General features: G+C 64.5%; 13 protein-coding genes. 10 read left to right on the plus strand and 3 right to left on the minus strand.

Annotated features, from left to right (window positions below; translation table 11 throughout):
- Positions 1–97 precede the first annotated feature (97 nt).
- From AC07T0_RS19850 to AC07T0_RS19860, 3 genes are all read left to right on the plus strand, one after another.
- The gene (locus AC07T0_RS19850; RefSeq protein ID WP_191486956.1) at positions 98–538 is read left to right on the plus strand and encodes a c-type cytochrome; all 441 of its coding nucleotides are present in this window, start codon (positions 98–100) and stop codon (positions 536–538) included.
- A 3-nt stretch (positions 539–541) separates the two neighbouring features.
- The gene (locus AC07T0_RS19855; RefSeq protein ID WP_495002819.1) at positions 542–1969 is read left to right on the plus strand and encodes a cbb3-type cytochrome c oxidase subunit I; all 1428 of its coding nucleotides are present in this window, start codon (positions 542–544) and stop codon (positions 1967–1969) included.
- A 76-nt stretch (positions 1970–2045) separates the two neighbouring features.
- Positions 2046–3881 carry a nitric oxide reductase activation protein NorD gene (locus tag AC07T0_RS19860; protein WP_495002820.1) on the plus strand — a complete coding sequence of 612 codons (1836 nt, stop codon included), beginning with the start codon at positions 2046–2048 and terminating at the stop codon, positions 3879–3881.
- Positions 3882–3895: 14 nt separating this feature from the next.
- Here the strand turns inward: AC07T0_RS19860 and AC07T0_RS19865 are convergent, their stop codons facing one another.
- Positions 3896–4096 carry a 4-Cys prefix domain-containing protein gene (locus AC07T0_RS19865; protein ID WP_495002821.1) on the minus strand — a complete coding sequence of 67 codons (201 nt, stop codon included), beginning with the start codon at positions 4094–4096 and terminating at the stop codon, positions 3896–3898.
- A complete protein-coding gene (locus AC07T0_RS19870; RefSeq protein WP_495002822.1) occupies positions 4093–4776 on the minus strand; it encodes a Crp/Fnr family transcriptional regulator in 684 nt (227 codons plus the stop codon). The genes AC07T0_RS19865 and AC07T0_RS19870 overlap by 4 nt, the downstream gene beginning before the upstream one ends.
- 723 nt (positions 4777–5499) lie before the next feature.
- On the opposite strand from AC07T0_RS19870, the gene AC07T0_RS19875 reads away from it, so the two are divergent.
- On the plus strand, positions 5500–6690 hold the full coding sequence (locus tag AC07T0_RS19875; protein ID WP_495002823.1) for an NnrS family protein: 1191 nt from the start codon (positions 5500–5502) through the stop codon (positions 6688–6690).
- A 25-nt stretch (positions 6691–6715) separates the two neighbouring features.
- The gene (locus AC07T0_RS19880; protein ID WP_495002824.1) at positions 6716–7156 is read left to right on the plus strand and encodes a CopD family copper resistance protein; all 441 of its coding nucleotides are present in this window, start codon (positions 6716–6718) and stop codon (positions 7154–7156) included.
- A gap of 73 nt (positions 7157–7229) precedes the next feature.
- On the opposite strand, the gene ytfE is transcribed toward AC07T0_RS19880, so the two are convergent.
- Positions 7230–7904 carry an iron-sulfur cluster repair protein YtfE gene (gene ytfE, locus AC07T0_RS19885; protein WP_495002825.1) on the minus strand — a complete coding sequence of 225 codons (675 nt, stop codon included), beginning with the start codon at positions 7902–7904 and terminating at the stop codon, positions 7230–7232.
- A gap of 153 nt (positions 7905–8057) precedes the next feature.
- Between ytfE and norR the strand changes: the two genes are divergently transcribed.
- The 5 genes from norR to ubiU all read left to right on the plus strand — a co-directional run bounded on the left by norR (position 8058) and on the right by ubiU (position 13336).
- Positions 8058–9587, plus strand: a complete 1530-nt coding sequence (gene norR / locus AC07T0_RS19890; RefSeq protein WP_495002826.1) for a nitric oxide reductase transcriptional regulator NorR — start codon at positions 8058–8060, stop codon at positions 9585–9587.
- Between the two features lie 91 nt (positions 9588–9678).
- The gene (gene pdxH / locus AC07T0_RS19895) at positions 9679–10326 is read left to right on the plus strand and encodes a pyridoxamine 5'-phosphate oxidase (RefSeq protein WP_495002827.1); all 648 of its coding nucleotides are present in this window, start codon (positions 9679–9681) and stop codon (positions 10324–10326) included.
- A 96-nt stretch (positions 10327–10422) separates the two neighbouring features.
- Positions 10423–10977, plus strand: coding sequence for a molybdenum cofactor biosynthesis protein B (gene moaB, locus AC07T0_RS19900; protein WP_495002828.1), 555 nt, complete (start codon positions 10423–10425; stop codon positions 10975–10977).
- Entirely contained in the window at positions 10974–12209 is a 1236-nt protein-coding gene (locus tag AC07T0_RS19905) for a molybdopterin molybdotransferase MoeA (RefSeq protein WP_495002829.1), read from the plus strand. Before moaB ends, AC07T0_RS19905 begins: the two co-directional genes overlap by 4 nt.
- A gap of 131 nt (positions 12210–12340) precedes the next feature.
- Positions 12341–13336 (plus strand): ubiquinone anaerobic biosynthesis protein UbiU, encoded by a 996-nt coding sequence (gene ubiU, locus AC07T0_RS19910; RefSeq protein ID WP_495002830.1) that lies wholly within the window; start codon positions 12341–12343, stop codon positions 13334–13336.
- The last annotated feature ends 8 nt before the right edge of the window (positions 13337–13344 follow it).

Consider the following 13344-nt stretch of genomic DNA (forward strand, 5'->3'; position numbering starts at 1 on the left):
TACCTGAGTAAAACCATTGGAGATTCTTGATTGCCATCAAGCGGTTTTCAGACCCTCGCTTCCTAGAATGGACAGGCCAAGCAAAGAGGAAGCGACCATGTCAGAGACCTTCACCAAGGGCATGGCCAGGAATATCTATTTCGGGGGAAGCGTGTTCTTTTTCCTGATCTTCCTGGCCTTGACCTATCACTCAGAGCAGACCTTTCCCGTTCGCAGCAATGAAGCGCAATTAAGCGACTCGGTGCTGCGCGGCAAGTTGGTCTGGGAGCAAAACAACTGTGTCGGTTGCCACACGCTACTGGGGGAGGGCGCCTATTTCGCGCCGGAACTGGGCAACGTGTTCCAGCGCCGCGGCGGTGAGGCGGGCTTCAAGCCCTTCCTGCAAGCCTGGATGAAAATGCAGCCCCTGGGAGTGCCCGGACGCCGGGCGATGCCGCAATTCAACCTGAGTACGCAGGAAGTCGACGACATCGCCGAGTTCCTCAAGTGGAGCTCGAAAATCAATACCAATGGCTGGCCGCCAAACAAGGAGGGCTAAGAGATGAGTGTTGCCAATCCCCATCTGAAATTCGCCTCGCAAGCCGTGGCCAAACCGTACTTCGTGTTCGCCCTGATACTGTTTCTCGGGCAGATACTGTTCGGTTTGATCATGGGCCTGCAATACGTGGTGGGGGACTTCCTGTTCCCGACCATTCCCTTCAACGTATCGCGGATAGTGCACACCAACCTGTTGATCGTCTGGCTGCTGTTCGGCTTCATGGGCGCCGCGTACTACCTGATCCCGGAAGAGTCCGACCGTGAACTGTACAGTCCGAAGCTGGCAATCGTCCTGTTCTGGGTGTTCGCCGCCGCCGCCGTGCTGACGATCCTCGGCTACCTGCTGGTACCTTACGCGGGGCTGGCCAGGCTGACCCACAACGAGCTGTTGCCGACCATGGGCCGGGTCTATCTGGAGCAACCGACCATCACCAAGATGGGCATCGTGGTGGTGTGCCTGGGTTTTCTCTACAACATCGGCATGACGATGCTCAAAGGCCGCAAGACCACGGTCAGCGTGGTGATGATGACCGGGCTGGTGCTGCTCGCGGTGTTCTTCCTGTTCTCCTTCTACAACCCCGGCAACCTGGTCCGCGACAAGTTCTACTGGTGGTGGGTGGTGCATCTCTGGGTGGAAGGCGTGTGGGAGCTGATCATGGGTTCGATGCTGGCCTTCGTGCTGATCAAGATCACCGGGGTCGACCGCGAAGTGGTCGAGAAATGGCTCTATGTGATTATCGCCATGGCGCTGATCACCGGGATCATCGGCACCGGCCACCACTACTTCTGGATCGGTGGGCCGGAGGTCTGGCTGTGGGTCGGTTCGATCTTCTCGGCGATGGAGCCGCTACCGTTCCTGGCCATGGTGATCTTCGCCTTCAGCATGGTGAAGAACCGTCGGCGGCAACACCCGAACCGCGCCGCCACGCTGTGGGCCAAGGGCACCACGGTGACCGCGTTTTTCGGCGCCGGCGTCTGGGGCTTCCTGCATACCCTGGCCCCGGTCAACTACTACACCCACGGCACGCAGTTGACCAACGCCCACGCCCACCTGTCGTTCTACGGGGCCTACGCGATGATCGTGATGACCCTGATCAGCTACGCCATGCCACGCTTGCGCGGGCTCGGTGAAGCCGCCGACGAGCGCGCGCAGAACCTGGAGATCTGGGGCTTCTGGTTGATGACCCTGTCGATGGTGATGATCACGCTGCTGCTTACCGCCGCGGGCGTCGTGCAGATCTATCTGCAACGCTGGCAGCCCGACGGCATCGCCTTGCCGTTCATGGCGACGATGGAGCACCTGACCACGTTGTTCTGGGCCCGTCTGGCCAGCGGAGTGGGCTTCCTGGCGGGGCTGCTCTGCTATCTGTTGAGCTTCCGCCAGCGCGGCCGCGCCGCGTTGCGCGCGCCGGCGGCGGTGGTTCCTTCCTGAGGCGTTGCGACATCTGGGAAAGGTCGGCCCGGCTGTGATAGCGGGCCGTTTTTGGTTCTCGAACAAGGTGGGCTCCATGGCTTTTACCCTTGAACTGGAAGAGTGGGTTGGCAGTGTCTGGCATCGCTTTATCACTCGCCGCGCCAGCGTGGACTTTCCCGAGGCGCGGGTCGAACTGGCCCAGCGGCAACGTGGCCTGGCGCTGTTGTTTCGCGCCATGGGCGGAGCCGGTCGGGGCCTGGAGACGGTTTGCGAGCGCGATCTGTTGCTGCGCCGCAGCCTGTTGCAGCAGATCGCCGGGACCTGCCGACAAGTGCCGCTGGCCTGCTGCGACGCCGATAACCTGCGTCTGCCGGCGAGCCTCGCGGTGTTTCCCGAGGCCGGCCTGAATGAGGAACTCTATCGCTGGTTGGCCCTGCTGGCGGCACAGTCCGGGCCGATGCGGCACTGGGGGCGGGACAATCAACGCTGGACCCAAGTCTTGTTGCAGCGCTATCCGGCGCTGGTGCCGCGTTATCGGCGGCTGGTCGCGGCGCACCTGCAACTGCGTCCGGATCCGGCCACCTTGAAACCGGCCGAGGCCGCCCTGGAGCGGGCCTTGTGCCAGGCCTTGCGCGAACCGGGCAGTGTCCAGGCGTTTCCCCGCAGCGAACGGGCGGCCTGGCCGTTGCCGCTGTGGCTGTACCCGCCGCTGCATCTGGCCAGCCCGCAGGCCGCCGATCTCGACGACTCGGCGGAGTCCCTGCCGGCCTCTCCCGGCGAGCAGGAAGGCGGGCGCAAGCGCGCCAGCCGGATTGATGACAGCAGTCGCGAGGGCGGGTTGCTGATCGTGCGGCTGGAGAACCTGTTCAGTTGGACCGAGCATGTCGATCTCGATCGCTGGTCGGACGACCGTGAAGACCCGGATGCCGCCAGGGTCGCCGCCGATCTGGATGAACTGAGCCTGTCGCGTACCCGTCTGCGCAAGGGCGGCGGGCTTAAATTGCACCTGGATCTGCCGCCGGCGGATGTCGACGACATACCGCTGGGGGAGGGCATCAAGTTACCGGAATGGGACTATCGCAAAGGCTGTTTGCAGGACGATTTCGTCAACCTGCAGATGTTCGTGCCGCGCGATTGCCCGGCGCAGCCACTGCCGTTGCGCCTGCGGCCGGCGGCGCAGCGTTTGCGGCGGCAGTTCGAGCACCTGCGTCCCGACCGCCAGTGGTTGCGGCAACAACCCCAGGGAACGGAGCTGGATATGCAGGCCTGGCTGGATTTTTATGTCGAGCGCGAGCACGGCCGTTGTGCCGAGCGCGGGTTGTTCAAGGAGCAGCGCCAGACCCATCGGGACCTGGCGTGCCTGTTGCTGGCGGATATCTCGATGTCCACTGACGCGCACCTGAACGACCAGCATCGGGTGATCGAGGTGATCCGCGACAGCCTGTTGCTGTTCGGCGAAACGCTGTCGGTGCTGGGCGACGACTTTGCCCTGTACGGGTTTTCCTCGCTGCGCCGCCAGCACGTGCGCCTGCAGGAACTCAAGGCCTTTCAGCAAGGCTATGACGACCACACCCGCGGGCGCATTCAGGCGCTCAAGCCGGGTTACTACACGCGCATGGGCGCGGCGATTCGCCAGGCCGGCCGTCTGCTGAGCGGCTGCAAGCGCCGGCGCAAGCTGTTGCTGTTGCTGACGGATGGCAAGCCCAATGACCTGGATCTGTATGAGGGCCGCTACGGTGTCGAGGACACCCGCCAGGCGGTACTGGAAGCCCGGCGCCTGGGGCTGACCCCGTTCTGTATCACCATCGACCGCGAAGCCGGGGCTTACCTGCCGTATATGTTCGGGGCCAATGGCTATACGCTGATCCGCCAGCCGGAGCAATTGCCCCTGCGTCTGCCGCAACTGTATCGCCAGTTGACCCAGCCCTGAGGTGTTCCTTGGGTTTAGGGGCTGCTGCGCGGCAGCCAGAAGAACATGATCACGCAGAAGATCGTCAGGCCGATGCAGAACCATTTGAAGCGCCGTAACCGGCGTGCTTCGGCCTGCGCCGCCAGGGCCGGCAGTGGCATGCCGCAGCGGCGGCATTCGCGTTCTCCGACCGGGTTGGGATGCTGGCAATACAGGCAGACGGGTAGGGTTTTCACTCGAACTGTTCCAGGCGCGGCCGATCGAGGATGACGATCTGGCGACCGTCCTGGGTGATGATTTTTTCGTCGATCAGGCGGCGGATGATCCGCGAGAAAGTCTCCGGCTGGATCGACAGGTGTCCGGCAATCAGTTGCTTGGCCATCGGCAGTTCGAACTGATAGTTGACGGGCTGCAGGTGCACCAGTTGCGTCAGCAGATAACGCACCACCCGGTGGGTGGCGTTCTTCAGCGACAGGGTTTCGATTTCGTTGACCCGCTGATGCAGGCGCACACAGAGTTTGCCGAGCAGGGCGAAGGGCAGCCGGCTGTTGCTCTGCAACAGGCGCAGGTAGGCGCTGTTGGACAGCCGATAGAGCTGGCACGGCCCGACGGCTTCGGCCGAGGCCACATAGTTCGGGGTGTCCATCAGCATCATCGCCTCGGCGAAGGTTTGCCGCGGGCCAATGACCTCGAACACTTTCTCCTGGCCGTCCGGGGTCAGGCGGTAGATCTTCACCGCGCCGGCAATCACGAAGTAGAAGGCGTCGGCTGGCTCGCCCTGGCGGAACAGCGGTTCGCCCTTGTCGATGCTGAGCAAATGGCTGGAAGCCATCAACTCATCCATCTCTTGGTCACTCAGCGGCTCGAACAGGTGATGGCTGCGTAAGATCTGGTGATGGACGCGGTGAAGCACCATGGCAATTCATCCTGATAGCGGAAAAGGGGGGAGGCGCCGTGCCCTCAGACAAGGCCGAGCGAGAGGCTGCTGGCGATGGCGATGATCGAACTCAGGACCACAAACCAGGCCAGTGGCTGGATGACTGCTTTCATGACGACTCCGGTTGGTCGAGAGGGGATAGGCGGTGTGCTGGTTGAGCAAGACCCGGGCCAGGCGCCAGACCCTTATGCTGTTCAGCTAAGGAAACAAAACATTGAAAACGCAGCGCAACCCTGTGGGAGCGGAGCTTGCCCGCGAAGCTTTTAGCGGTTTCAAGGGCCCCTTCGCGAGCAAGCTCTGCTCCCACAGGGACCGTGTTCGGCCTCGACTGAAAGGCGTTACAGCAAGCCTGTAGCCACTGGATATCTGTAGCTGCAAGGTTAAAAAGACCCTGTCAATCAGGGTTAAAACAACCCTCATATGGTTATTTTTACCCTGGCTGCCAGCACTCGGCAGTCGGGGTGGGGCCTGCCGCTGCCGGGCACGCCGCGCGGCCACGGGTCGTCGGGGCGACCCGGGCGTCGAGGCACGTCCCTTGCACTGGCGTATCTGACAACGGCTGGTCAGGTTACCCAGGCGTTCCCCGGCCGACTTGATTTATGACAACTGCGATGGCGTGCGAACAGCTGATGATTGCCCAGCAACATCATTCATCGCGTGCGGGCTCGTGTCAGGTCGGCAGCAAGGTAAAGGAGTGGCTTCATGCAAGTACTTGAGCGCCGTACCGCGCTGGCGATCCCGCCGCTGTTGCGCCTGGCCTTCCGGCCGTTTTTCCTCGCCGGTGCCGGCCTGGCGCTGCTGGTGGTGCCGCTCTGGCTGCTGGCCTTGAACGGTGCCGTCGGCGGCTGGCAACCGGCGGGTGGCTGGCTGGCGTGGCACCGTCATGAACTGCTGTTCGGCTTTGGCCTGGCGATTGTCGCTGGCTTTCTGCTGACTGCGGTCCAGACCTGGACCGGCCAGCCCGGCCTCAGCGGCAAGCCACTGGCAGTCCTGGCTCTGCTCTGGCTGGTGGCGCGCCTGGCCTGGTTGGCGAATCTGCCCTGGTCGTTGTTGGCGCCGCTGGAACTGGCGTTTCCCCTGGCGGTGGCCGTGCTGATGGGCACCACGCTGTGGAAGGTCCGGCAGAAACGCAACTACCCGATTGTCCTGCTGTTGCTGTTGCTGGCCGGCGCGGACGGGCTGGCGCTGTACGGCCTGCTGCCCGGCCATGAAAGCTGGCAGCGCCAGGCTGTGCTGACCGGCCTGTGGCTGGTAGCGGCGATGATGGGTCTGATCGGTGGTCGGGTCATTCCATTTTTCATCCAGCGTGGCCTGGGCCGGGTCGAGGGCATTGCCCCCTGGCCCCGGCTCGATCGCCTGTTGCTGGCCGGCTCCGCGCTGGTGGCGTTGTTGTATGCCTGCGGGCCCGCCCTCGTCATCAATCGCTGGGTCGGTTTGCTGTTTGGTGCACTGGCGGTGGGGCATCTGTTGCGCCTGCTGCGCTGGCATGATCGTCGACTCTGGCGCGTGCCGCTGCTGTGGTCGCTGTACCTGGCCTACGGCTGGTTGGCGCTGGCCTGCCTGGGCATGGCCCTATGGCACTTCGGCGTGCCGCTGAACCCCAGCCTGGCGGTGCATGGCCTGACGATCGGGGCCATGGCCGGGTTGATCCTGGCGATGATCGCGCGGGTCAGCCTCGGGCATACCGGTCGGACGCTGGAGCCGCCGGCGGGCATGACCCCGGCGTTTGTCCTGCTCAATCTGGCGTGTTTCAGCCGGGTCGTGCTGGTGCTGTTCCTGCCGTTGGCCGGGTTGTGGCTGGCGGGGCTGTGCTGGGCCCTGGCGTTTGCCCTGTATGCCTGGCGCTACGGCCCAATGTTGCTGCGGGCCCGGGTCGACGGGCATCCGGGATGAGTCGGTCGGGCAGAGGAGGCGGGCGATGATCTATCCCTGGTTATTGGTCACCCATCTGTTGGCGGCCATCGCCTTTATCGGCACGCTGTTCTTCGAGGTGTGCATCTGGCATGCGGCGCGCCGGCAATTGCCCGCCGGCACGCAGGCGCCGGCGGACCAGGCTATCGCGGTGCGCTCGCGCAAGGTCCTGCATGGCGTGGTGCTGCTGTTGTACGGCGCCGGCATCGGCCTGGCCTGGCAGTATCGAGGCGCCTTGAGTCATCCCCTGGACAGCCGTTTTGCCAGCCTGTTGAGCCTGAAGATCACCTTGGCCCTGAGCATCGTCGGGCATTACCTGTTGCTTGCCTACTGGCTGCAACGCTCACGGCTGACGCCGCGCCGGGCCGACTGGATCCGGCGCAGTATCCTCGGGCACATGCTGCTGATAGTGATCCTGGCCAAGGCCATGTTCTATTGGCAGGTTTGAGCCACAGTCCGCCGCCCAGGCAAAAAAACGCACCCGTCATCTGGCGGGTGCGGATCGGCGTGGCTGGTCGGGGTCACCGGGCCGGGTTCAGGGCCTTGACGAAGAGGATGTTGTTTTCCAGGTGGATGTGCTGCATCAGATCATCGCGAAACTCCTGCAGTCCGCGATACAGGCCGCGCCAGGTGTTACAGGCTTCGGCCGGTGGGGTGATGTTGTCGGTCAGCGCCAGCAGGATTTCCAGGGCCGCGCCATGTTGATCGTGTTCCAGGCGCAGCACCTGGATCGGCGGAGCGGTCTGGCGACCGAGACCCCGTTGCAGCAGCGGAAAGAGCACCTGTTCCTCCTTGAGCATATGTCCTTCGAGTTCCTGCTGCATGTCGTGCAGATGGTCGGCCAGGCCGTTCGGGCAATTGTCGCGGGCGCCGTGTACCTGCTCGACGCGGCGCGCCAGGCGAATCAGTTCCGGCAGTTGCTCGCGGTGCCGGGCGTGGTAGCGCTCGAGGATATGGCTGATCAGCAGGGCGTCGGCTTCGTTGCGCCAGTCGTGCTGGCTGGCGCCGCTGTCTTGCAGCTCATTGAGGGCCTCGGCAATCAGCGTCGGGTCGAGCTGCTTGCCCAGGGCCGCCTCGCGCAGGGTTTTCTGCCCGCCGCAACAGAAGTCCAGGTTGAAGTGATGGAAAATCCGCGTGGCGCCAGGAATATCGCAGGCCAGTTGGCCGAGGCTTTGTTCGAGAAGTGTCTGGCTCATCAGGGTGCCTTCTTTGGGTTTGAGGGGTTCCCTGGCCTATTGCATCGCGCATGCCATTTGTAACTGATTGAAAATGTTGGATTATTTTTTTGTTGTGGTGATGATAACCCTGATGCGTCAGGGTAAATACAACCATAAGGGGTGATGATTACCATGTTGCGTGAAAGCCTGGCCGCCGACCTGATAGTCGAGCTGCCCAACGCCTTGCGCCTGCAACGACTGGTGCAGACTCTGCGCGAGTACTTCAACAGTGGCGCCGTCGGCCTGCTGCGCCTGGATGACGACAGCCTCAGGCCGGTGGCGACCGTGGGGCTGGTGCACGAAGCCTTGGGCCGGCGCTTTGTGATTGCCCAGCATCCGCGCCTGGCGGCGATCATGGCCTCACGCGAGCCAACCTGGTTCGAGCCCGACAGTCGCCTGCCGGACCCCTATGACGGCCTGCTCGACAACGCGCTCAACGCGCCGCTGGCGGTGCATGACTGCATGGGCGTGAGCCTGTATGTGGAGGGGCGGATCTGGGGCGCGATCACCCTGGATGCGTTGCAGCCCGGCACCTTCGACCGCCAGGCGCGAGATGAACTCAAGCGTTGCACCTTGCAGATCGAGGCGGCCGTGCGGGTCACCCGGCTCGAACAGGAAAACCGCAGCCTGCGCTTGTCCCGCAGCGACCCGCGGGACCTGCGGATGCCGGTCGCGGAGGGTGAAATCCTCGGGCAGAGCGAAGTCCTGCATCAGTTGCTCAACGAGCTGGATGTCCTGGCCGATTCCGAGTTACCGGTGTTGCTGCTGGGCGAGACCGGGGTCGGCAAGGAGTTGTTCGCCCGGCGCCTGCACCGTCTGTCGCGGCGCAGTCACAAGCCGCTGATTCAGGTCAACTGCGCCGCCTTGCCGGAGTCCCTGGCCGAGAGCGAGTTGTTCGGGCATGTCAAAGGGGCGTTTTCCGGGGCCAGCAGTGACCGGGCCGGGCGTTTCGACGCGGCCAACGGCGGCACCTTGTTTCTCGACGAGGTCGGCGAGCTGCCCTTGAGCGTGCAGGCCAAATTGTTGCGCACCCTGCAAAACGGCGAGATCCAGCGCCTGGGCGCGGACAAGCCGCTGCATGTGGATGTACGGATCATCGCCGCGACCAACCGGCATCTGCCGCAGAGCATTCGCGACGGGCTGTTTCGCGCCGACCTCTACCACCGGCTGTCGGTCTACCCGGTGCCGATTCCGCCGCTGCGTGAACGCGGCAACGATGTGTTGCTGCTGGCCGGGCATTTTCTCGAACTCAATCGCAGCCGGCTCGGTTTGCGCGGCTTGCGTCTGTCGCCGACGGCCGAGCGTGCGCTGCTGGCTTACCACTGGCCGGGCAATATACGTGAGCTGGAGCATGTGATCAGCCGCGCCGCGTTGAAACAGCTCAGCCGTGGCGGCAGTCGCAGCCTGATCCTTACCCTGGAAGCGGAAATCCTCGATCTCGACAGCAACCTGGGCAGCGCGCGGACGCTGGCCCAGGTGCCTGCGGACGAAGTCGGCGACCAGCCGTTCCAGGCCCTGGGTGAGGCCATCGACGATTGCCAGCGGCAGAAGATCCTCCAGGCCCTGAACCTGACCGGGAACAACTGGGCCAGCGCGGCCCGGCTGCTGGCGGTCGATTCGAGCAACCTGCACAAACTGGCCAGGCGTCTGCGCCTCAAGTAAGGGGTGATCAAAGCCTGCTGTTGATGACGGTCAAGGTGTTGGCGCGCGCGGCCTCGCACACTGCGCACACCCCCTATCGGAGATCGCCCGCATGCCCCTTTCCCTGGCTCAGATGCGCCGTAACTACACTCTGGACGGTCTGTCGGACGAGACCGCGGCGGAGGATCCGCTGCTGCTGTTCCGCCAGTGGATGCAACAGGCCCGCGACACCGAGCAGGCACCGGTCGAGGCCAACAGCATGTGCCTGGCAACGGTCGACGCGCAGGGCCGGCCACATTGTCGGGTGTTGCTGCTCAAGGGTTTCAGCGATGCCGGCTTCACCTTCTTCGGCCATTACCAGAGTGCCAAGGGCCAGGACCTGGCGGCCAATCCCCATGCCGCCATGACCTTCTTCTGGCCGGGGCTGGAGCGCCAGGTGCGGATCGAAGGCCAGGTCGCCAGGCTGGATCCGGGTCTGTCCGATGCCTACTTCGACTCGCGCTCCATGGCCAGTCGTCTCGGCGCCTGGGCCTCGCCGCAAAGCCAGCCCCTGGCCGACCGGGCGCAACTGGAAGCGCTGCTGGCGCAAACGGCCAGGCGCTTCGCCGACCAACTGCCGCCGCGCCCCGAACAGTGGGGTGGTTACTGCCTGGTCCCGGAGCGCCTGGAGTTCTGGCAGGGGCGTGCCGACCGCCTGCACGATCGCCTCGATTACCGTCTGCACGAGGGCCTCTGGACGCACCGGCGCCTGGCGCCCTGAGTCGTGCCACGGGTCGAGGTACCTCCTTGGAGGAATAGGTTCACACGCAGTTTCGGTTCAGGCTTGGGCCGATCTTCATCTACGGGAAGGCTGGCTATGGCCCATCTGACGCAACGCACTTTTGAACCCCTGAACATCGCCGTGCTGACCATCAGCGATACGCGCACCGCGGCCACCGACACCTCGGGGCAGACCCTCAGCGACTTGCTGCAAACCGCCGGACATGTGCTGATCGACCGCGATCTGGTCAAGGACGATATCTATCAGATCCGCGCCAAACTCTCGCACTGGATCGCCGACCCCAAGGTCCAGGTGGTGCTGATGACCGGCGGTACCGGCTTCACTCCGCGCGACAATACGCCACAAGCGGTGCTGCCGTTGCTGGACAAGCAGGTGGACGGTTTCGGCGAGTTGTTCCGCCAGGTGTCGCTGGCGGAAATCGGCATGTCCAGCCTGCAGTCACGAGCCCTCGCTGGAATGAGCAATGGCGTGCTGGTGTGCTGCGTGCCGGGCTCGCCGGGGGCCTGCCGCACCGCCTGGAACAGCATCCTCCTCGAACAGCTGGACAGTCGCACCGGCCCGTGCAATTTCGCACCGCACCTGAAACCGCAGGCGCAGCGAGTGATCGAGGCTTGCGAGGTGCGCTCATGAGCGGCCGGGTCTGCGACAGCGGTCATCTGACGCCGGTGGACCAGGCCATCGAACATCTGCTCGACCAGGCGCCGCCGCCGCCCGAGATACAGACGGTCGCCCTGGATCAGGCGCTGGGGCGGGTGCTGGCACGGGATCTGACCGCGCCACTGAGCCTGCCCGGCTGGGACAACAGCGCCATGGACGGTTATGCCTGCTGTGCCGCCGACCTGCCGCCGGGAGGCGGCTGGCTGACCCTGGGCGGGCGGATTGCCGCCGGGCAAGCGGCAGCGGAACCCTTGCTGCCCCGGCAGGCGGCGCGGATCTTTACCGGTGCGCCGTTGCCGCCGGGGGCCGACACCGTGGTGCCGCAGGAGCATTGTCGGGCCAACGAGGGGCTGGTCTGGTTACCGGCGGCGGTGGCCGGCGAACATGTGCGCAAGGAGGGCGAGGAGGTTCGTCGCGGCCAGTTGCTGCTCAGCGCCGGCAAGCGCTTGCGCGCCCAGGAATTGGGCTTGCTGGCGGCTGTGGGGATTGCCCGGGTCGAGGTCTATCGACCGTTGCGGGTGTGTCTGCTGAGCAGTGGCGACGAGTTGCGCGAGCCGGGCCAGCACCTGGCGCCGGGGCAGATCTACAACAGCAATCGCTATTGCCTGTCGGCGTTGCTGCGGGGTTGGGGCATGGAGGTGTATGACTACGGGGTCATGGCCGATGCCTTGGCCGCCAGCTGTGATGCCTTGAGCCTGGCTGCCTCGGAGTGCGATCTGCTGCTGACCTCGGGCGGTGTCTCGGTGGGCGAGGAGGATCATCTCAAACAGGCCATCGAGGCGCTCGGCAGCCTGGATTTCTGGCGCCTGGCGATCCAGCCGGGCAAGCCGCTGGCCTTTGGCGAAGTGGCCGGCAAGCCCTGGCTCGGCCTGCCGGGCAATCCTTCGGCGGCGCTGATCACCGCCCTGGTGGTGCTGCGCCCGTTCCTGCTCCGGGCCCAGGGCCTGAGCGAAGTGCTGCCACGGCCATTGGCCCTGTCGGCGGGCTTCGACTGGTTGCAGCGCAACAAGCGCCGGCAGTATCTGCGAGCCCGCCTGGTGCCCAGGGCCGACGGCCAGGTCTGGGTGGAGCTGCACCCGCAACAAAGCTCGGCCATGTTGACGGCGGCTTGTTGGGCCGATGGTTTGGCGCTGGTCGAATGCGAGCAGCAGGTGCGCAAGCACGACTCGGTCAGCTTCCTGTCCTTCGCCGAACTGATGCAGTAACGGCAATTGATTGCCGTCAAGGCCGTGGCTGCCGGTCTCGCTAGACTGGCAGCGCATTGTCGATCGCCCCGGGCCTGCTGGCGACACGCAGTGCACAGGGGGCGAGACAAGTTCTTTCATGAGGATTACCCATGCAACTGGTCTGCCCGGCAGGGAACCTGCCTGCGCTGAAAGCGGCGGTGCGCCAAGGCGCCGATGCCGTCTATGTAGGCTTTCGCGATGACACCAACGCCCGGCACTTCGCCGGCTTGAACATGGACGACAAACAATTCGACGCAGCGGTCGCGCATATTCGCCAGCACCAACGCAAACTTTATGTCGCGGTCAACACCTACCCGCAGCCCGCGGGCTGGGAGCGCTGGCAGCGGGCGGTGGATCGGGCCGCCGACTTGGGCGTCGACGCGCTGATCGCCGCTGATCCAGGGGTCTTGAGTTATGCCAGCCAGCGTCATCCGCAACTGCCCCTGCACTTGTCGGTACAGGGCTCGGCGACCCATGCCGGCGCGCTGGCGTTCTACGCCGAGCGCTACAACATTCGCCGCGCGGTGTTGCCCAGGGTGCTGTCGTTGGCCCAGGTGCGCCAGGTTGCGGCGAGCAGTTCGGTGCCGATCGAGGTCTTCGGTTTCGGCAGTTTGTGCATCATGGCCGAAGGGCGCTGCCACCTGTCTTCCTACATCACCGGCGAGTCGCCGAATCTGTGCGGCGTCTGTTCACCAGCCAAGGCGGTGCGCTGGAGCGAAGACGCCGAGGGTTTGAGCGCACGCCTGAGCGAAGTCCTGATCGACCGCTATAGCCCCGATGAACCGGCTGGCTATCCGACCTTGTGCAAAGGCCGCTTCCTGGTCGAGGGCAAGCGCTTCCATGCCCTGGAAGAACCCACCAGCCTCGACACCCTGGACCTGCTGCCGGAACTCAAGGCGATCGGGGTCGCCGCGGTGAAGATCGAAGGCCGCCAGCGCAGCCCGGCGTATGTCGAGCAGGTCACCCGGGTCTGGCGCGCCGCGCTGGATGCCTATCGCGCCCAGCCCCACAGTTTTGCGGTCAAGGACCAGTGGCGCCAGGCGCTGGCCGGTTTGTCCGAAGGCAGCCAGACCACCCTGGGTGCCTATCATCGAGCCTGGCAATGAGGGACTGG

The organism is Pseudomonas sp. GW821-FHT04D07 (assembly GCF_059420225.1).